Genomic DNA, 17,987 nt, shown 5'->3' with positions numbered 1-17,987 from the left:
TCTTGTTGTTTCGAGCGACTGTTCTATCCAGTAGAACGTCATTGCTTTTGATAGAACACTTTCCAAGCTATTTTCTTTGCTGTCAAGTCTCGCTCGAAACTCACGATCGCTCTCAATAGCCAGCGAAAAGCCGACCTTATCCTTTCATCGTCAGCCTCATTGACAGGTGTGAAAATGTGGGTAGATACTAAAACAGAACGTAATTCTGCCTGACAGAACAATCATAAAAACTGCGCTTCGCCTCGCAGCCGCACTGAGTGAATGTTCGGACAGGCTCTCCCCAGTAACAGGAGAACCTCCGTGAAAGAAGCGACAGATATCGACATCCTCGTCAGCGAAGTCGGGCCCAGAGATGGCTTGCAGAGCGTCAAGGCCACCATGCCTACCGAATTGAAGCTGGAGTGGATTTCAGCTTTGGCGGGCGCGGGCTTGAGAGAGATCGAGGTCGGCTCGTTTGTATCTCCGAAGCTGCTGCCGCAGATGGCCGATGCGGCCCAGGTCGTCGCTCATGCCCTGACCCTGCCGAACCTTTTCGTCACTGCCCTGGTGCCGAATCTCAAGGGTGCCGAAGCCGCTTTCAACGCTGGTGTGCACAAGATCACGCTGCCCATTTCCGTTAGCGAGCAGCACTCGATATCAAACATCCGCAAGACACACGCTCAAGTCTTCGATGAGGTTCAGGCGGTGGTTGCCTCGCGTAATGAGCGCTTCCCGAATGTCCTGATCGAGGCCGGCGTTTCGACAGCCTTCGGTTGCACAATTCAAGGCGTCGTAACCGACGACGAGACCATGGCGATCGCCTTGAAAATGGCGGAACTGGGGGTAGACGAAGTCGGCCTTTCAGATACGGTCGGCTACGCCAACCCCGTTCAAGTGCGTCGACTGTTCACTCGTCTGTTCCAAGAGCTCGGCGCGCTCGCAGGCAGCGCCCACTTCCACAACACTCGGGGCCAGGGTCTGGCCAACGTCGTCGCTGCATTGGACGCAGGCGTGAAGACGTTCGATGGTTCTCAAGGCGGCTTGGGCGGCTGTCCATACGCGCCGGGTGCTTCGGGCAACATCGTCACTGAAGATTTGGTGTACCTCCTTGAGTCGATGGGCCTGAAAACCGGCGTCGACATTGATCGCTTGGTTGCGGCACGTGAGGCACTTCGCCGTGGGCTTCCCGGAGAGCCTGTCTACGGCTTCATCCCAGATGCCGGCGTTGGCAAGAATTTCACCTATGCGAAGGAGGCCATATGAGCCTGCACGAAGAACAATCTCTCCCCCTGTCTGGCATTCGCGTAGTTGAGTTTGTCCACATGGTAATGGGCCCAACCTGCGGGCTGCTTCTTGCGGATCTTGGCGCCGAGGTTATCAAGGTGGAGCCCGTGCCGGAGGGCGACAACACCCGTCGACTGATGGGATCGGGTGCCGGCTACTGGATGACCTACAACCGCAACAAGAAGAGCTTTGCGGTGGACATCAAGTCCGAGGAAGGCATGGCCGCTGTGAAGAAATTGCTCGCCACGGCAGATGTCGTGACTGAAAACTTCCGTCCTGGCGCCATGGAGAAATTGGGCCTGGGCTACGAGCAAGTCAAAGCCATCAAGCCGGACGTCATCTACAGCTCGATGAAGGGCTTCCTGCCAGGCCCCTATGAGAAGCGCACGGCGCTGGATGAGGTCGTACAGATGATGACGGGCTTGGCTTACATGACTGGGCCTGTCGGGCGCCCATTGCGCGCAGGAGCCTCTGTCAACGATGTGATGGGCGGTATGTTCAGCACTGTCTCAATTCTTGCCGCCCTGCTGCAGCGCAAAGAGACCGGCCGTGGTCAGTTCGTACAGACCGGTCTGTTTGAAAACTCGGCCTTCCTAGTCGCTCAGCACATGATGCAGAAAGTCGTGACCGGTAAAGCGGCAGCACCAATGCCGAGTCGAATTTCGGCTTGGGCTATCTATGACGTTTTCGAGACTGCCCAGAATGGTGAGCAGGTCTTCATGGGCGTCGTCAGCGACAGTCAGTGGGTCTCATTCTGCGAAACCTTCGACTTCCCTGAATTTGGAAAGGACGCCGAACTGAGTCGGAACAACCAGCGCGTTCAGGCTCGAGACCGAATAATTCCTATGGTGCGGGAGCGCTTGTCTGGCATGGATAAGCAGACCGTGATGGCTCTCTGTGAGAAAGCCGGCTTGCCGTTTTCCCCCATTCAGCGACCGGAAGACATGTTTGAGGATGAGCACCTTAATCAGTCTGGCGGTATGGCAGAGCTGACGTTGCCAGATGGCGAGCAGGTGAAGGTGCCGATGCTGCCTTTTGAGATGAATGGCCAACGCTTTGGCGCTCGTCTCAATGTCCCGACCCTAGGCAGCCATTCGAGAGAGCTGCTTGCACAGCTGGGTTACGGTGACGACGAGATCACTCAGCTCGAAGCTAGCGGCACGGTCAAAACTGCCTAATCACAACTGATGCAAGCCTCCTGCCAGGGCTCGCTAGCGACACCCTTTTCACATCGAGCTCGAAATGACTCTCGGGCGAAATCAGCAGCGCTACTGGTACTGGATGTACTAGAAGCCTGTGCTCACCGATGGCCCATCCAGCCACGGTATTCATAACAACAAAACCGAGGATACAGTCATGGCTAATGTCACGACCCCGGATACCCACTTGTCCATGCCGCAGCCTGAAGTCACATCTCTGGTGCAGCAAAGAGCAATGAAGAAGGCCGCTTGGCGGCTTATCCCATTGCTGGCACTGGCCTATTTCTTCAACTACCTGGATCGCACAAGTGTCGGTTACGCAGCCCTGCAGATGACCGACCAGCTCGGGCTGACTGCTGCTCAGTTTGGCCTGGGTGCAGGGATAATGTTCGTGGGCTATTGCCTTTGCGAAGTCCCCAGTAATCTGGCCATGTACCGGTTCGGCGCACGGCTCTGGATGGCTCGAATCATGATCACCTGGGGACTTGCCGCAGCAGCCACGGCATTCGTTATCGGCCCCTATAGTTTCTACGTTGTTCGTTTCCTCTTGGGTGTTGCCGAGGCCGGCTTCTTCCCTGGAGTAATCTTCTTCCTCACCCTCTGGTTCCCTGCCCAATACCGTACTCGGGTACTGGCTTGGTTCACAGTTGCAACGCCGATCTCCTTCCTTGTAGGTGGCCCACTTTCTATTTACCTGCTTCAAATGCACGGTGCTTGGGGGCTCGCGGGATGGCAGTGGATGTTCATCATTGAGGGTTTGCCAGCTTGTGTCCTGGGGCTCATCACGTTGAAGGTGCTTGCCAATCGGCCTAACGAGGCCAAGTGGCTGTCCCTAGAAGAGAAGGACGCTCTCACCGGCATGCTGGAGAAGGAAAAGGCGAACACCAAAAAAAGCCACGGCTTCGCTGCAGCACTGAAGGATCCGCGAGTGTGGATCTTGAGCTCCATCACCTTCAGCTTCACCATCGGCACCTACGGTATCGGTATCTGGCTGCCGCAAATGCTAAAGGCGCAGGGCGTAGAAATAAGCTTGATCGGATGGGTCGCTGCAGTACCGTACTTCTTCTCAACCATCGGCCTGTTATTCTGGGCCAAGCATGTTGACCGGAGCGGACGCGGGATCTTGAACCTGATCACAGCGTTGGTACTGGCCGGTCTTGCTTTGATCTTTGCGGTGAATATGAACGCCCTGATTCCAGCGCTGGCAGGCATCACACTGGCCCTGGTGGGAACAATCTCGGCGAAAACGATCTTCTACACGCTGCCAGCGAAGTTCCTGAGTGGCCAAGCTGCTGCTGGGGGTATTGCTCTGATCAACTCCATAGGTGCATTTGGCGGGTTCGTCGGGCCATACCTGATGGGTTTCCTGAAGGACTACACCCAGTCTTTCACGGCGGGCCTGATGGTCATGGGATGCATCCTATTCTTCGCCGCCGTGATGGCATTGTCCCTGCGACTGTTTATGCATGATGCCTGAAGTCTGATGTTGGTAAAGCAGAACGTTGTTCTGGACAATGGACTAGCTGCTAACCGTACTCACAGGTAAGGTATCAGCCATCTGAACGGCCCCCTCAAGGGGCCGCTTTTTCACGATTGTGCCGAGAAGAAGTCTGATGTCACCAAAAAATGAGCCAACGGTAGCCGAAGCTTCCAAGAACAATGCTGACGGAGGGGTGGCAGCGGTTGATCGAGCCTTTGCGATCCTTAGAGCTTTCGAGCCTGATCAAAGCACTCTCCCGCTAGCTGAGATCGCTCGTCGCACTGGTTTGTACAAAAGCACTATCCTTCGACTCATGAGCTCTTTGGAAAGGGCTGGATTTATCAGGCGCCTGGCTGACGGGCAGTATGCTGTGGGCCATGAGCCTCTGCGATTGGCTCAGATTTACCAATCCTCTTTCCGTCTACGCGATACGATCTATCCGGTGCTTGAGGCACTGACTGAAGAGAGTGGCGAGACCTCTTCGTTCTACGTGATCGAGAACGATATCCGAGTGGTACTTTTCAGGGTAGAACCCAAGCGAGCAGTGCGCTTCAGCATCCATGAGGGTGACCGATTCCCGCTGCATGCCGGAGCCTCCGGAAAGATCCTCAGGGCATTTGGCCCGCCAGCTGATCGCGCTTTAGCTGAGGTGCGGGAACAGTTCTGGGCAGCTTCGTTCGGAGAACGTGACCCAGATACATCATCGATCTCTGCTCCTGTGTTTGGTGTCGGCCATGAGTTCAAAGGTGCTCTCACGCTGTCAGGCCCCTCCGAGCGTTTCAACAAGGATCAGCTCCAGGCGGCTCGACTGTTGCTGTTGAAGCGTGCTGCCCAGGCGACAAGTCTGCTCGGGGGAAGCAACAATGAGTTACTCGCCGCTTTACAAAAGGCGGAGGAAAATAGGATTGCAACTTTTTAAATTGGGTCGGTTGCTGCCATTTACTAATGACAGTTGTGGATCGGAGGCAGCCATTCGCGAAAGGCAGTTAATGGCCATTTGCAACTATTCGATGTGTCTACGAAACCAAGAGCGAGTCAGTTAACAACGCAGAGGCAAGCAGATGAAGCGAACACTGCTGGGAATGGCGGAGGCGAGCCTCTACTGAACCAAGCGCTGGAGGCTATCAGGGCTTACAACGAGGCAATGGCCCAAGGCCGATCCGACGCCGATCTCGAGCGCCTTCGCATCGAGGCGGATCATCTGTACCAGACCGTGATTGACTATCAACTGCACAAAGCCGGTACACTAGGCGAATCAGTACACTAATTCGAAATGTGCCGTCTGCAGGCCGCTTACGTAGCAAAGCTGGCTGATTGCGAGGCTGTCTTCAATTAGATCTCACCTCCTTGGTAGTGCCCAAACTACTACCGCGGAAGCTAACGTAATCCAGGCAGGCTATGGTTCAGCTATTCGCATAGACCCTGAGGATTTCAATATGGCGAAGGATCTCAAGAGCGTTCTGCCACCCGATAATCCCATGTACCCGGATGCTGTAAACGCTATGAAACGGTATCACTAGGCACAAGCCGACGGCATCACCGGGGCGGAGCTCAAGCGTTTACGGCTGCTGGCTGAACATCAGTTTCAAGCCGTTACTGACTATCAACTTCGCGCCCTCGGCGGCCCAGCCAAGCCCAATCATTAGCGATAGTTTGTAGTGGTCTACTAACCCCGGACACCTTTTTAGGCGAGAATGCTCGCCATACAGAGGTGTTCGATGAGCAGACAACGACGTACTTTCACCCCGACTTTCAAGCGTGAGGCTGCCAGCCTGGTGCTCGACCAGGGCTACAGTTGTCCCGAGGCCGCCAGATCTCTCGATGTAGGTGAGAGCTTATTGCGCCGCTGGGTTACCCAGTTGCAGCTGGAGCGCGGGGGCGTTACGCCCACTGCCAAGGCGCTCACGCCGGAGCAGCAGACCATTCAGGAGCTTCAGGCCCGTATCAACCGGCTGGAGCTTGAGAAGAAAATATTAAAGGAGGCCACTGCGCTCTTGATGGCCGAGGAACACGGGCGCAGACGTTGAAGTCGATTCGGCAGTTGGCAAAGCACTACCCTGTTCAACTGTTGTGTTCAGTCTTCGAGCTACCCCGGTCTTGTTATTACGCCCACTTGGCCCGGCGGCGTCATATCGATGTCCGCCGAGTGAACCTACGCAGTCGTGTCAACGAGCTGTTCAACCAAAGTCGTGGCTCAGCGGGCAGTCGCAGTCTGGTTGCCATGCTGCGGGATGAAGGCGTTAACGTCGGGCGTTTCAGAGTCAGAAGATTGATGAAGGAACAAGGACTGATCAGCAAACAGCCCGGCTCTCATGCGTACAAGAAGGCCACGGTCGAGCGCCCCGACATTCCCAATGTGCTTGATCGCAAGTTCACCGTGGCTGCGCCAAACAAGGTCTGGTGTGGCGACATCACGTATATCTGGGCAGAGGGTCGATGGAGCTATCTGGCGGTGGTCTTGGACTTGTGCAGCCGCAGAGTGGTGGGTTGGGCGATGTCCGCCAAGCCTGATGCGGAACTGGTCGTCAAAGCGCTCGACAGGGCTTACGAGATGCGTGGCAGACCACAAGGCGTGCTGTTTCACAGCGACCAGGGCAGCCAATATGGCAGCCGTAGCTTCCGCCAGCGGCTCTGGCGCTATCGGATGACCCAGAGCATGAGCCGAAGGGGAAATTGTTACGACAATTCGCCCATGGAGCGGCTGTTTCGTAGCCTGAAAACGGAGTGGGTGCCGACAGTGGGTTACATGACGACAGCGTTGGCCGAGCAGGACATCGGCCGTTACCTCATGCAGCGGTACAACTGGATAAGGCCGCATCAGCACAACGGCTTCGTACCGCCGGCGGTGGCGGAAGAAAAACTCAATTCTGTGTCCGGGAATTGTTGACCACTACAGTTAAACGCCATAGCGTTTGTTTCCCCCAGATGTGATGCAGTAGCGGCCGCCTCGTGGGCCTATGCAAACACGACCAGTGGAGCAGGGACACGATGATCCATATTCAGGTGTTGAGCTTCGAACTGGCCGCGGAGCAGGGCGCTCCCTTTTGGGCTGCGAGGTGACAAAGCAGTTCGAGCCGCTGCAGAGGTTTTTGTAGGAGATCCATCGTTGTGGTTGGCCGTCGAGGCTGATTCGCGCCCATTCCGCTTTCTGCTCATAGACCTGAACCTTCTCACCGCGCTTGAGGCTAGAGATCACTTTCCCTCCCGGTTGAGCGCGCAGAGTCAGCTTGTCCGCGTTGACGAAATGCTCGGGTGCCGAGGCTTGTGTAGGTTGTGGTACTGGTGATGAGGTTGAGGCCAAAGTGCTAACCGGCGCCTGGATAACTGGTGGCTCAGTTTTAGGCGAATCATTCTTGCCAATGGCCCAGATCATCACGAAGAGAACTAGAAGCGGCAGAAACCATGATTGCCCTTTCTTGCGCATATCCTTTGCACCCTCGAAATGATTCTGTCCTTTTTAGCAGTGGCTAGCTGGGGCCTAGCGAGCAATCCTCCATCAGCCATCACCGATGCTATTCAGCTTAGCCGAGTGAGGCGGCTGTGAGCGGCAGCAGCCTTACCGGCATCAAGCTGTCTTCGGAAGATCACTGAATGAGAGACACCAAGCGGAGCGGGCAAGGCTGATGGAAGGTCGCCCCGCAGCTGAGACTTCAGCATACGACGATGGCTCGATTCACGAATGCCGGGCCTTGCTCTACAGTGCGTTCAACATCCGCTTCAGAGTTTGATGTTCCCACGTTGATAACAGAGCAACAGGATCCGCCCGACTACCTGGATCGAACTCCCAGCGCTGACCATCGGGACTCTCACAGCTCGCGCAGTAGTCCGGCTCATCTCTGTCGTTGTAAATCGTGATCAGCCAGCCCTCTACATCGACCTGGCAATGACTGGCGTACAGCTGCTCTGTGAACAGGCGGTCTACCTTCGTCATTGTCCGACGCCCGAGCACAACCTCTCGCAACACCTGGCTGACGTCCCGGGCCGTTAACGCGCCTGATGGTATGTCGTGCCGGTTATGTTCGGTCATACGCTGCCTGAGCCTCTCAGTGATCAGCCATCGATAATACCCTGTGTCAAAGGTGCTCTGGAAAGCACGCGGGGTCGGGAGGGTGGGGGTTGCAGTGATAGCAAGAGGCTGGAGTACGGATGTGCTCCATGGCGCTAGTGGAGGCTGACTTTGCTCCATCTCGTGCATTCAACCGGCAGGTTGCGCTGCCTACACGAAGGACGGTTCAGGCCAAAACGCGATCCGTCTTCTTCCGGCATGCACCCTTTGAGTCATCTCTGGTGTCCTTCATGTATCGCCCACGAGATCTTCGCTATGCATCCAACGACACCAGACGGACGTTATTTTGTTGTCAAAGGTCAGCTCTGGCGCTGCACGAATCCTTCATTGAGTGAATGCGAGCGGCAACGCCTTGTGCATGCCCTGATGGATGCTCGACGAGATGTCAAAAAGGCCAAGCGCGCTGACGATTCGAGCATGCTCAAATCTGCGCGTGCGCGAGTGAATGCTGCCAAGGTAGAACTGGGCGAGCGGGGGCCCGTTTGGTGGGATGACGGCAGCCCGGACTACAATCGCTGTCGGGTAGACCTTTCGCCATACGTTGATTGGTACAACGCTTTGGATGTCACAAAGGGTGAGTAATGTACGTCGAAAAAACCTTCACACCTCAACAGCTATTTGAAATGGTGTGGGAGCGACCTGTTCTCATCATCGCAAAGGAAATAGGTGTCTCGGATGTGGGCTTGTCGAAGGCCTGCCGCAAAGCGGGGATCACTTATCGGCGATCTTGGGCGGAGGTGGCCCAAACAGAGGCCGCCGGGATTACTGTTACCCGTGCAGCTGCACGTACACGTAAACAAACAGAAGGATCAGAATCAGGCGTCCGATGATCACAGGTAGAACTCCAAGAACGAGCGATATTGCTCATCTTGTAAGTGCTTGCGTAAAGGGCACCACCCGTGAAAGTTTCCTTACTGATCGAAACCTGGGGACGGATTCTTGAACCGGGTGCTGTCTGACAAGGCGCTGGCGGGCAGCGCCGAGTGATATGCTTCGCCGCTTACCAAACAAGGAGAGTGGTAATGGAGTTGCGAGATCGGGGAAGACTCTCGCAGGCAGCGCCGGAGGGTCATGGGCAGTCCTTCGCGCCGCAGTTCTTGGCAGTCAATCGGCCGTCCCGGCTGATGAAGCGTCCGCAGCCGTGGCAATTGAGCGGCCGCTCCCAGGGCTTGGGCTGCTTTGTTGGCTGAGTGGGCAGAGCCGGCGGTGGGGTCTTAGCCCGAGCCGCCGGCAAATAGAGTTGCTACTCGACGATGCAGATCCACCGATGGTTTTGCCGGTATGGCGCTCTGGTAAATGCAACGTCTGTTACGAGTTTCATGCCGCGCTCTTGGAGAGCTTTGGTCAATTGAGCGAGTGTCTCTGCCTGGATAGTCATTGCTGTTACCTCGTCAGATTTACTGCGTTCATAATTCCTGACCGAGCAGGCAATTAGCTGATTCAATTTTTTTGACTGTTCTGAAGATGCATCGGGGTGTGATCTGGCAGGAGCCAATCCCTGCACCGACCGGTGTTCGTTCCACCCGATCTCGACTGACACCTGCTGACTCCAGTCGCCTACCGCTATCTGCACGGCGTCTGATCCCGCCAGCCTCAGGCTGATGGGCGCTTTGCGAGGTGATCTTTCATCACGGCCATTGCTAATTTCTTGGGTTCCGCTAACTTATACAAAACCTGTACAAATACGAGGTCTTGTACATGTATTGCCAGTGGCCTTTGACGCTGTACTTCGACGGCGCGTGCCCATTGTGCTCCAGGGAGGTGGCCTTCCTGCGCAGGCGCTCTACCGCAGCAAAGCTCATCCTGATCGATATCGATGGCGATGGCTTCGATCCCAGACCCTTGGGCCTGACGATTGAACAATTGAGGTCGTGCTTGCACGCAAGGTTCGCGAACGATCGTATCCGCTCCATGAAGCCCACATTCCAAGCGACTACCTGAAGCCCGATGCTGCGCTCCCGATTTCTTTCTGGAGCCAGTCCGCCATGATGCGTCCCGACAGCAAAGTCGAAAAGGTGTACCTCTATCCCAAGCCTGTGGATTTTCGAAAATCCATCGACGGCCTCACCGCCCTGGTCGAGCTGGACATCAAAGTCGCCGTGTTCGACCCCGTACTTTTCGTCTTCCTCAATAAAGCCCGTAACCGCATCAAGGTGTTGTACTGGGAGCGCAACGGCTTCTGCCTTTGGCTCAAGCGCCTCGAAGCCGAACGTTTCAAAACTTCCCCCGACGCCACCGACGAAGCCATCGTCCTGACCGTCCAGGAACTTAACTGGTTACTCGACGGCTTAGACCTCTGGCGCAACCGTCCGCATCAGGTTCTGACGCCCCGTTTCGTCGCCTGACCCGGTATAATCCGGGCCATGATTTCAGTGCCCGACAACCTCCCGGATGACCCTGTTCTGCTTAAGCAAATGCTGCTTGAGAGTTACGCTGCTCGTGCGTGTGAGCAATCGGCTGCCCGTGTGCGCGAGCAGGAGGTCAAGGAGGCTTATACGACACACATCGACGACCTGAAAGAGCAGATCAAGTTATGGCGTGACCGTTTCTTTGGCCGTAAGTCCGAGCAAACTGTCGATCCCAACACGCCGCAACTGGCGATGTTCAACGAACCCGAAAGCGACCCGCTACTGGCGGTGGTTGACGATGCCGACGAAGAAGTCGTTGCGCCTGCCAAACGTCGCGGCAAACGCAAACCACTGTCGGCCGATCTGCCTCGGGTCGAAGTCATCCACGACCTGCCCGAGCACGAACTGACCTGCGCCTGTGGTTGCCGCAAGCATGTCATTGGCGAGGAAACCAGCGAGCAGCTCGACATCGTGCCGATGCAGATCCGCGTACTCAAACACGTGCGCAAGATTTACGGGTGCCGGGGCTGCGAAACCGCGCCGGTTACCGCTGACAAGCCAGCCCAATTGATCGAAAAGAGCATGGCCAGCCCCAGCGTGCTGGCCATGCTGCTGACGACCAAGTACGTCGATGGCTTGCCGCTGCACCGTTTTGAAAGCGTACTGTCCCGACACGGCATCCACATTCCACGACAAACTCTGGCGCGTTGGGTGATCCAGTGCAGCGAACACTTCCAGCCACTGTTAAACCTGATGCGTGACCGGCTGCTGGAAAGTCCGGTGATTCACTGCGACGAAACGCGCGTACAGGTCTTGAAAGAGCCAGACCGCGACCCGACCAGCCAATCTTGGATGTGGGTGCAGGCCAGCGGCCCGCCTGATCGACAAGTTGTGCTATTTGACTACACCACCAGCCGTGCGCAGGAAGTACCGTTACGCCTGCTGGAAGGGTATCGCGGCTATGTGATGACCGATGATTACGCCGGTTACAACGCGTTGGCGTTGCAGCCCGATATCGAGCGGCTGGCGTGCATGGTTCATGCTCGACGCAAGTTCGTCGATGCGCAGAAAGTGCAGCCCAAGGGTAAGACGGGCCGCGCCGATGTAGCGCTGGCGATGATCAACAAGCTGTACGGCATCGAGCGCGACCTCAAGGAAGTCAGCGACGAACAGCGGTTCATCGGTCGCCAAGAAAGAAGCCTACCGATCCTCGGCCAATTGAAAAGCTGGCTGGACAAGACGTACTCCCAGGTCACACCGCAAAGTGTGCTGGGCAAGGCCGTGCACTATCTGGCCAACAACTGGAGTCGGTTGGAACGCTATGTCGAGGCCGGCCATTTGCCGATCGACAACAACCTTGCGGAGCGTGCGATCAAGCCATTTGTCATCGGGCGCAAGGCTTGGCTGTTCAGCGACACCGTGAACGGCGCCAGTGCCAGCGCAAAGATCTACAGCTTGGTTGAGACCGCCAAGGTCAACGGCCAGGAGCCCTATACGTGGCTGCGCCACGTACTTGAGCGCCTGCCGTATGCATCCTCGGTGGCCGACTACGAAGCTCTTCTGCCGTGGAACTGCTCGCCAGAGATGCCACGGTAACCTGCTGCCCCATCATGTGATAGGTGGGGTTCATGGATCGCACTCGAACGATCAGTGGGTCACAGGCTTGGACGCAACCTTGTGGAGTTGGCGTGCTGCCGGTGTAGGAATCTGGGCAGCTCCACTGGCTTGGCGTCCGCTACGTCCTTTTCTTTCGGTTTTTTACAGATTGTTCTGTCTTTTGAGGCCTGGTTTGGCCTGGCTCCCTCATCCCGAGGGTGGGCAACGTTGCAAAGGTGAGGAATCCAAATGTCGCGTTCGCTAGCCGAGTCTTATCGTGAAATCCTTGTCGGCGTGGGTGAAGACCCGCAGCGAGAAGGCCTCTTGGATACGCCCCAACGTGCTGCTAAAGCGATGCAATACCTATGCAATGGCTACTCCCAGAGCCTGGATGAGATAGTCAATGGTGCTTTGTTCGAAAGCCAGAACGATGAGATGGTCGTGGTTCGCGATATTGAACTGTACTCATTATGTGAGCATCACATGTTGCCGTTTATTGGAAAGGCGCATGTTGCTTACCTGCCAACAGGGCGTGTATTAGGTCTTTCCAAAGTGGCACGCTTAGTTGATATGTTCGCCCGCCGTTTGCAGATTCAAGAGAATTTAACCAGACAGATTGCATGTGCCGTACAGGAAGTGACTGACGCTGCAGGGGTTGGGGTAGTTATCGAGGCTAAGCACATGTGCATGATGATGCGAGGTGTAGAAAAGCAGAACTCGGTGATGATTTCGTCGGTAATGCTTGGTGAGTTCCGAGAGTCCCCGACTACCCGGTACGAATTCCTGAAGCTCATTGGGCGAAACACCTGAAAACTGATCCTGAGCCTTAGAGGAGTGACGTACCAATGAGTACTGTTTTCGATTCGTTATCTCCACGTCGCTTTACAGTCTTGGGTTACAGTGGATTGCTGCCATTTGTTGGTTTGACACTGCTGATTTGTTTGGCGGCTGAGTATCGAGAGTTTCTATCTGTTGCATTGGTTGGCTATGGGGCTGTGATACTGAGTTTTGTGGGGGCTCTGCATTGGGGGTTCGCTATGACGCTACAGGGCTTGCCTGCGGCTGAGCGACAGGAGAGGCTCGTGTGGAGTGTGGTTCCAGCCCTTATCGGTTGGATTGGCATGTTGTTACCTGCGCCATGGGGCTGCTTCCTTTTATGCTTTGGCTTTATTGGACACTTTTGGCAAGATCGTAAATTGATGAATTTTTTGCCTGAGTGGTATTTACCTATGCGAATGAACTTAACAATTGTGGCGAGCTTGTGTTTGATCATTGGCGCGCTTGTAGTGTCTTTTGAAAACTGAAACTACTGTTCCGGTGTCGGTGCCTAAGTAGCAATTGAAGCGTCACCACCCAGGCCATACCGACCCTATCGTTCGCAAATGTTGGCTCGGGGCGCTGGCTCTCCAGGCTCTATACGAAACTCCGAGAAACCCAATCGCCGCCACAAGATCATTTTGTAGAGTCCCCCCGCCATCAACGAAAAGGAATTCTGTGATGGCAAAGCGTTACGGACTCTCGGACGAAGTCCGCGATTGCTGTGCCAGGCTGGCTATGCACCAGGGATCACCGCAATCCCCAATGCGTTGATTGGATCGGGTGCCAGATGGCTCATTAGCGGTTGCGTAGGGTATCTAGAGCAGGAGACCAGATGGGATGGCCACATCGGGTGCAAGAGACCGAGTCCTGCGTCTCGTGGTAAGTCGGGAATCCGCAGTTCACGCAGCAGTAGAGGCCTGCAGTCGGGGGTGATGCAAACTCTGACCGGTGTTCTTCAGGGAGCACCGATAGGCCAGGACGAGTGTCTTCAGCAGCGTAAAAATAAAGGCTGAGATCCCCATCGGTTTCCAACAGGCCAAGACGTACCTGGCCCAAGTGTTCCACACCTTGTTGACGAAGCTCCATGAACAGTTCATTGGAGGATATGTTCAGGTTCCGCAGAGAATGGATTTCGTACATCCCGTCTTTTACCACCGTGATGGGTAAGCCATCGATCCACGCCTCACAGGTTTTGCTTCGCCGCATGAGGTAGAGGGTGCCGCGATAGAGCAGCAATAGCGTGAGGAAAACGAGCGCGACCGGAAGCAGGGGCACATCTTCGTAAAAGGTCACATCGCCTGCTGCAGAACCAAGGGTAAGAATGACGACGAGTTCGAATCGGGAGAGCTGTCTGATTCCACGTCGGCCACTGAACTTCAAGAAAAAGAATACGGCCAGGAATGCTGCAGAAACCCGCAAGGCAACCTCGAGAAGGAAGGTTAGCGGGAGCTCGCCTATCAGCATCCGTTGCAGATCGAATGTGACCATTCTCTATTCCATTTTCACTGTTGTTCAAGCAGCGGGCAGGCCGCTCCTCTAGCGCTTGCTGATCGTTATAGAGAGTCTCGAAACCAACGAAGAATCCAATTCCGGTCGCGATCGGCCACGAAGCATTCGCGCTTGAGCACCTCTACAGGCGGCGGTTTGATCGCAGAACAGATAGCCCAGGCAATCATGGTCCACGAGTTGTTCGGGATGCAGCGGAGTCCCTTTGCGTGACCTCAGAGGTCTTCGCCGAGATCCAGACTTTGGTAGATGGCCAAGCGGACTGCGGGGGGGCGTTTCACGCTAGCGGATACGCCGTCAAAGCATGCGCGGCGGTTATCAGCAGCCCGGTTGATGTCACGATTACCTTTGGGTCCTTAAGCAAATGTCACAGGTCATGCGCGCTGAACTCCCTTCGATTGCAACGCGTCCCTCGCAAGAATGCCTCTCAAAACCGGCATTCACTTCCAATCAGCTTCGAGGGTACAACGATGGAAAAGACCGACCAAAGCTCGACATCCCCACCCGGCAACCTCCAGGACCACGTGCATGCCATCCATCAAGAGGCCGGAGCGTTGCTGGGTGAAGCCAGGCACCAGGGCAGCGAACAGTTTGAGCATTATCGCGATACTGCAGCCGACCAGCTCGATTCGCTGAAGGAGGGTGCGCGATCAGCGGCGTCGGCGCTGGAAGGCAACGACAGCCTGGGTCTCTCGCACTATCTCAGCCAGGCGGCTGAATATGTGGGCGAGTTCGCCGAACAGGTACGTCACGAAAGCGCCGAGAGCCTGCTGCAACGCAGCGCACAGCTTGCCCGCAGCAACCCGGCACTGTTTCTGGCCGGTAGCGTTGCAGTCGGCTTTGCCGTGTCACGTTTCCTCCGAGCCACTGCCACCCAGGAACCAGACCGTCCTGCGGCTGCGGCTTTCAGCCCGCCGCATCCTGCGCAGCCAGAAACACCTGACAGAGGCAGCGACATATCCACCAGCACTCTTTACACCCCGAACGATCCCGTTGGGACAGGTGCCGGTACGCCAGTCAGTGGCAGCCCGTTCGAGCGCGACCCGCTCAAAGGAGGTGAATGATGAACAACGATCCTTTGCATAACACAGGCTTGCACTCCTCGGAAAACGATTCGGTCGGCGTGGGTGGGCTGCTGCGCCAATTGATGCGGGAAGTGCCCGAGCTGTTCACCAAGGAACTGGCGCTGGCCAAGGCTGAATTGCAGCACAACCTGGCCACCTTGAAGGCGGGTACGGCGGCGGTGGCAGCCGGGGCGATCGTGGTGCTGGCGGGCTTTGTCATCCTTCTGATGGCGGCGGTCTACGCGTTGGCGCTGGTGGTCGCGCCGTGGTTGGCAGCGTTGATCGTCGGCGCAGTCACGGTAGTGATTGGCTTCATCATGCTGCAGTCTGGCAAGAAGCAATTCGAGCCCGGCCATTTGGCACCTGACCGCACCTTGCATGCCATGCAACAGGACAAGGACACGCTGAAGAGGAAATTGCCATGACCACTCCTTTCGAGACTGATGCGCAAAAAGACCCGCAGCTGCTGGAGCAGGAAATCAACGCCAAGCGCGAGCATATCAGCGACCTGGTAGATGCACTCGAACAGCGCCTGAGCCCAGGCCAGATGCTTGACCGGGTGTTGGCCTATTCCAAAGGCCATGGTGGCGAGTTTTTCCAGAACCTCGGCACCACGCTCAAAAATAATCCGGTACCCGCTACCTTGACGGTGCTGGGCCTGGCATGGCTGGGCCTGAATCAGAACCGCCCGTTCAACCCTGGGCCGGCGCATGACGGTCCCGGATTGGGCGAGAAACTCGGCGATGCCGTAGACACGGTGAAAGATGCCTTCGCCCATGCCGGAGCAGCGATGCACGACGCAAGCCAGAAAGCACGCATGAAGGCCCATGACGTGCGCGATCGGGCCAGTGAGCTGGGCAGCGGTGCGCGCGATTCCGTGGGTGCGTCAGCTGATACCGTGCGCAGTACCGCACACAGGGTCGCGGACCAGACCACGGCATTGAAGGGGCAATTCGATCATCTGCTGCAAGAACAGCCGCTGGTGCTGGCAGCCTTGGGCATCGCCCTGGGTGCGGCATTGGGGGCGGCGCTACCGAGCACGCACAAAGAAGATCAACTGATGGGCGCCAGCAGTGACCGGTTGACCGATACCCTCAAGGCCAAGGGCAGCGAGGTGAAGACGTCGGTCGAGCAGTCTATCCATCAGGCGGGTGATGCCGGGTCATCACAGGTGGGCCGCAAAGCTGAAGGCTCTGACCTTTCTGCCGGGCTGGGTTTCACCCCATGATTGGCAAGCCCATGTCTCGCCAGCCCTTTCAGTATGCAAAGGGCTGGTGTTCATCCCGATCGATTATCAGTAACGGGTAAGCAGGGAGGATCAGCATGATCCATCTGGGATGTGCGGGCTGGAGCCTGCCAAGTCGCTATGCCGAGCACTTTCCACAGTCGGGGTCCCACCTGCAACGCTACGCTGGCCAGTTGAACGCTGTGGAGATCAACAGTTCGTTCTACCGACCCCATCGGCCAGAAACCTACGCTCGCTGGGCTTCGTCTGTGCCTGAGGATTTTCGCTTCGCAGTGAAGGTACCCAAAAGGATCACCCACGAGCTGCGCTTGCAGGGCTGCGAGAGCCCGCTTGCCGAATTCCTGGCCCAATGTGGGCAACTAGGTAGCCGCCTGGGATGCCTGTTGATACAGCTACCCCCGTCGCTGATCTATGATTACGCCGTTGCGCGGCGTTTTTTCGAAAGGGTGCGTGAATGCTATGAAGGCCCGCTGGCTCTGGAGCCGAGGCACAGCAGTTGGCATGACGCACAGGCGTTGTTGATGGATCAGCAGGTAGCTCAGGTTGCGGCCAACCCAGCGCGATTCGGCACCGACGCATCGCCGGCTGGATGGCCAGGCCTGAACTATTGGCGCTTGCACGGCGAACCGCGGATCTATCACAGCGAGTATTCGGGTGAGTACCTGAATGGTTTGGCTGAACATTTGCGCCTCAGTTGCGCAGCCGGACACCGCACATGGTGTATTTTCGACAACACTGCCTCGGGTGCAGCGACCGCCAATGCGCTGCAGTTGCAGCGCTGTTTGTCGATGCAGGCAGGTTGAGCCTGTTCAAAGGAAACCCGCGGCCAGTCAAGAAAGGGTGAGGCTGCGGATCGGATACTGAAAAGCCCCAGGAATGTAATGAGAAAGTACCTCACCGTAGCAATCGCACTGCTGGCTCCGCTGGTGCTCTGCGCCTGTTCCACACCCGGCACAGCAAAGCCGCCAAGTGAAACGGCAAACACAGCGCCCAGGTACCTGAAAAGCGACCTGTATGGCGTCTGGTACTCCAACGCCGATGATGGCACGTCCCAGGCGCTGGCGTTGTTGCTACTCAGGGCAGACGGTTCGGCCACCGACTTTCTGATCCTCAGCGAAAAGAACTCAATGCAGAAGATCGTGCAGCAGTCGTCCTGGTCGTATGATGCTGAACACAACAGGTTCGAGCAGACCGTCAGCGAAGTTTCCATCCAGAAAGGCAAGGCGCCCGCAGAAGTCACTCATCCCCACGAAGTCATCCGGGCATCGGTCGAGCTGGTCAAGCTGGACAACAAGGTGATGGGCATCAAATTCAAACGGGACGATGGCGAGGTCACCGGTTACCTCAAGGGCAGCGCCGCCATGCTCGAAAAGCTCAAGCACATTCAGTAAGCGCGCTTT

19 protein-coding genes and 4 pseudogenes are annotated in these 17,987 nt (G+C 56.4%); 20 read left to right on the top strand and 3 right to left on the bottom strand.

Annotated features, from left to right (window positions below):
- Positions 1 to 300: 300 nt before the first annotated feature.
- The 8 genes and pseudogenes from ACTORR_RS04430 (at position 301) to ACTORR_RS04395 (ending at position 6,829) form a co-directional block, all read left to right on the top strand.
- Positions 301 to 1,242, top strand: a complete 942-nt coding sequence (locus ACTORR_RS04430; RefSeq protein WP_313364741.1) for a hydroxymethylglutaryl-CoA lyase — start codon at positions 301 to 303, stop codon at positions 1,240 to 1,242.
- On the top strand, positions 1,239 to 2,441 hold the full coding sequence (locus ACTORR_RS04425) for a CaiB/BaiF CoA transferase family protein (RefSeq protein WP_313364742.1): 1,203 nt from the start codon (positions 1,239 to 1,241) through the stop codon (positions 2,439 to 2,441). The genes ACTORR_RS04430 and ACTORR_RS04425 overlap by 4 nt, the downstream gene beginning before the upstream one ends.
- A 178-nt stretch (positions 2,442 to 2,619) precedes the next feature.
- A complete protein-coding gene (locus tag ACTORR_RS04420; RefSeq protein WP_313364743.1) occupies positions 2,620 to 3,939 on the top strand; it encodes an MFS transporter in 1,320 nt (439 codons plus the stop codon).
- A gap of 136 nt (positions 3,940 to 4,075) precedes the next feature.
- Positions 4,076 to 4,279, top strand: a pseudogene (locus ACTORR_RS04415) (helix-turn-helix domain-containing protein); the annotation flags it as partial.
- A gap of 54 nt (positions 4,280 to 4,333) precedes the next feature.
- Entirely contained in the window at positions 4,334 to 4,861 is a 528-nt protein-coding gene (locus tag ACTORR_RS04410) for an IclR family transcriptional regulator (protein ID WP_313364753.1), read from the top strand.
- A 142-nt stretch (positions 4,862 to 5,003) separates the two neighbouring features.
- Positions 5,004 to 5,209, top strand: a pseudogene (locus ACTORR_RS04405) (hypothetical protein).
- Between the two features lie 169 nt (positions 5,210 to 5,378).
- Positions 5,379 to 5,588 (top strand): annotated as a pseudogene (locus tag ACTORR_RS04400) (hypothetical protein).
- Positions 5,589 to 5,660: 72 nt separating this feature from the next.
- Positions 5,661 to 6,829, top strand: a protein-coding gene (locus ACTORR_RS04395; protein ID WP_441343407.1) for an IS3 family transposase whose coding sequence is annotated in 2 segments (ribosomal slippage) — positions 5,661 to 5,922 and positions 5,922 to 6,829 — 1,170 coding nt in all. Because the reading frame shifts where the segments join, the coding sequence is not laid out codon by codon here.
- 9 nt (positions 6,830 to 6,838) lie between these two features.
- Here ACTORR_RS04395 and ACTORR_RS04390 read toward each other — a convergent pair.
- The gene (locus ACTORR_RS04390; protein WP_441344117.1) at positions 6,839 to 7,315 is read right to left on the bottom strand and encodes an SH3 domain-containing protein; all 477 of its coding nucleotides are present in this window, start codon (positions 7,313 to 7,315) and stop codon (positions 6,839 to 6,841) included.
- 321 nt (positions 7,316 to 7,636) lie between these two features.
- Positions 7,637 to 7,969, bottom strand: a complete 333-nt coding sequence (locus ACTORR_RS04385) for a DUF7693 family protein (protein WP_441343560.1) — start codon at positions 7,967 to 7,969, stop codon at positions 7,637 to 7,639.
- A 294-nt stretch (positions 7,970 to 8,263) separates the two neighbouring features.
- On the opposite strand from ACTORR_RS04385, the gene ACTORR_RS04380 reads away from it, so the two are divergent.
- From ACTORR_RS04380 to ACTORR_RS04350, 7 genes and pseudogenes are all read left to right on the top strand, one after another.
- Positions 8,264 to 8,590, top strand: coding sequence for a hypothetical protein (locus ACTORR_RS04380; RefSeq protein ID WP_441343559.1), 327 nt, complete (start codon positions 8,264 to 8,266; stop codon positions 8,588 to 8,590).
- Between the two features lie 1,116 nt (positions 8,591 to 9,706).
- Positions 9,707 to 9,949, top strand: coding sequence for a thiol-disulfide oxidoreductase DCC family protein (locus ACTORR_RS04375; RefSeq protein ID WP_441343557.1), 243 nt, complete (start codon positions 9,707 to 9,709; stop codon positions 9,947 to 9,949).
- A 44-nt stretch (positions 9,950 to 9,993) separates the two neighbouring features.
- Complete coding sequence (tnpB, locus tag ACTORR_RS04370) at positions 9,994 to 10,353, top strand: IS66 family insertion sequence element accessory protein TnpB (RefSeq protein ID WP_060767566.1); 360 nt, start codon at positions 9,994 to 9,996, stop codon at positions 10,351 to 10,353.
- An 18-nt stretch (positions 10,354 to 10,371) separates the two neighbouring features.
- Positions 10,372 to 11,952, top strand: coding sequence for an IS66 family transposase (tnpC, locus tag ACTORR_RS04365; RefSeq protein WP_060767565.1), 1,581 nt, complete (start codon positions 10,372 to 10,374; stop codon positions 11,950 to 11,952).
- 52 nt (positions 11,953 to 12,004) lie between these two features.
- Positions 12,005 to 12,217: pseudogene (locus ACTORR_RS04360) on the top strand (DUF393 domain-containing protein); the annotation flags it as partial.
- Positions 12,202 to 12,762: a GTP cyclohydrolase I FolE gene (gene folE / locus ACTORR_RS04355; protein ID WP_313364746.1), complete on the top strand. Its 561-nt coding sequence runs from the start codon at positions 12,202 to 12,204 to the stop codon at positions 12,760 to 12,762. The pseudogene ACTORR_RS04360 and the gene folE, both read left to right, overlap by 16 nt.
- A gap of 35 nt (positions 12,763 to 12,797) precedes the next feature.
- Positions 12,798 to 13,256: a DUF3429 domain-containing protein gene (locus tag ACTORR_RS04350; RefSeq protein ID WP_099813355.1), complete on the top strand. Its 459-nt coding sequence runs from the start codon at positions 12,798 to 12,800 to the stop codon at positions 13,254 to 13,256.
- Positions 13,257 to 13,566: 310 nt separating this feature from the next.
- Here the strand turns inward: ACTORR_RS04350 and ACTORR_RS04345 are convergent, their stop codons facing one another.
- Positions 13,567 to 14,259 carry a DUF421 domain-containing protein gene (locus tag ACTORR_RS04345; protein WP_262109774.1) on the bottom strand — a complete coding sequence of 231 codons (693 nt, stop codon included), beginning with the start codon at positions 14,257 to 14,259 and terminating at the stop codon, positions 13,567 to 13,569.
- 488 nt (positions 14,260 to 14,747) lie between these two features.
- Here ACTORR_RS04345 and ACTORR_RS04340 point away from each other — a divergent pair, with 488 nt between their 5' ends.
- The 5 genes from ACTORR_RS04340 to ACTORR_RS04320 all read left to right on the top strand — a co-directional run bounded on the left by ACTORR_RS04340 (position 14,748) and on the right by ACTORR_RS04320 (position 17,978).
- The gene (locus tag ACTORR_RS04340) at positions 14,748 to 15,341 is read left to right on the top strand and encodes a hypothetical protein (protein WP_054885168.1); all 594 of its coding nucleotides are present in this window, start codon (positions 14,748 to 14,750) and stop codon (positions 15,339 to 15,341) included.
- Positions 15,341 to 15,766 (top strand): phage holin family protein, encoded by a 426-nt coding sequence (locus tag ACTORR_RS04335; protein ID WP_099813361.1) that lies wholly within the window; start codon positions 15,341 to 15,343, stop codon positions 15,764 to 15,766. Before ACTORR_RS04340 ends, ACTORR_RS04335 begins: the two co-directional genes overlap by 1 nt.
- Positions 15,763 to 16,569 (top strand): DUF3618 domain-containing protein, encoded by an 807-nt coding sequence (locus ACTORR_RS04330; RefSeq protein WP_313364747.1) that lies wholly within the window; start codon positions 15,763 to 15,765, stop codon positions 16,567 to 16,569. The genes ACTORR_RS04335 and ACTORR_RS04330 overlap by 4 nt, the downstream gene beginning before the upstream one ends.
- A 95-nt stretch (positions 16,570 to 16,664) precedes the next feature.
- Entirely contained in the window at positions 16,665 to 17,390 is a 726-nt protein-coding gene (locus ACTORR_RS04325) for a DUF72 domain-containing protein (RefSeq protein WP_313364748.1), read from the top strand.
- 78 nt (positions 17,391 to 17,468) lie between these two features.
- A complete protein-coding gene (locus ACTORR_RS04320; protein ID WP_262109780.1) occupies positions 17,469 to 17,978 on the top strand; it encodes a hypothetical protein in 510 nt (169 codons plus the stop codon).
- Positions 17,979 to 17,987: the final 9 nt, after the last annotated feature.

It is taken from the genome of Pseudomonas sp. SAR267, from assembly GCF_052077595.1.
GTDB lineage: Bacteria > Pseudomonadota > Gammaproteobacteria > Pseudomonadales > Pseudomonadaceae > Aquipseudomonas > Aquipseudomonas vlassakiae.
This window is presented reverse-complemented; position numbering and strand designations above follow the sequence as displayed.

Coding starts and splice junctions, on each gene's coding strand:
- ACTORR_RS04420 (WP_313364743.1), top strand. CDS start 2,620: ATGGCTAATGTCACGACCCCGGATACCCACTTGTCCATGCCGCAGCCT.
- ACTORR_RS04335 (WP_099813361.1), top strand. CDS start 15,341: ATGAACAACGATCCTTTGCATAACACAGGCTTGCACTCCTCGGAAAAC.
- ACTORR_RS04330 (WP_313364747.1), top strand. CDS start 15,763: ATGACCACTCCTTTCGAGACTGATGCGCAAAAAGACCCGCAGCTGCTG.
- tnpB (WP_060767566.1), top strand. CDS start 9,994: ATGATGCGTCCCGACAGCAAAGTCGAAAAGGTGTACCTCTATCCCAAG.
- ACTORR_RS04385 (WP_441343560.1), bottom strand. CDS start 7,969: ATGACCGAACATAACCGGCACGACATACCATCAGGCGCGTTAACGGCC.
- ACTORR_RS04350 (WP_099813355.1), top strand. CDS start 12,798: ATGAGTACTGTTTTCGATTCGTTATCTCCACGTCGCTTTACAGTCTTG.
- ACTORR_RS04325 (WP_313364748.1), top strand. CDS start 16,665: ATGATCCATCTGGGATGTGCGGGCTGGAGCCTGCCAAGTCGCTATGCC.
- ACTORR_RS04320 (WP_262109780.1), top strand. CDS start 17,469: ATGAGAAAGTACCTCACCGTAGCAATCGCACTGCTGGCTCCGCTGGTG.
- ACTORR_RS04380 (WP_441343559.1), top strand. CDS start 8,264: ATGCATCCAACGACACCAGACGGACGTTATTTTGTTGTCAAAGGTCAG.
- ACTORR_RS04340 (WP_054885168.1), top strand. CDS start 14,748: ATGGAAAAGACCGACCAAAGCTCGACATCCCCACCCGGCAACCTCCAG.
- folE (WP_313364746.1), top strand. CDS start 12,202: ATGTCGCGTTCGCTAGCCGAGTCTTATCGTGAAATCCTTGTCGGCGTG.
- ACTORR_RS04375 (WP_441343557.1), top strand. CDS start 9,707: ATGTATTGCCAGTGGCCTTTGACGCTGTACTTCGACGGCGCGTGCCCA.
- ACTORR_RS04390 (WP_441344117.1), bottom strand. CDS start 7,315: ATGATCTGGGCCATTGGCAAGAATGATTCGCCTAAAACTGAGCCACCA.
- ACTORR_RS04345 (WP_262109774.1), bottom strand. CDS start 14,259: ATGGTCACATTCGATCTGCAACGGATGCTGATAGGCGAGCTCCCGCTA.
- tnpC (WP_060767565.1), top strand. CDS start 10,372: ATGATTTCAGTGCCCGACAACCTCCCGGATGACCCTGTTCTGCTTAAG.
- ACTORR_RS04425 (WP_313364742.1), top strand. CDS start 1,239: ATGAGCCTGCACGAAGAACAATCTCTCCCCCTGTCTGGCATTCGCGTA.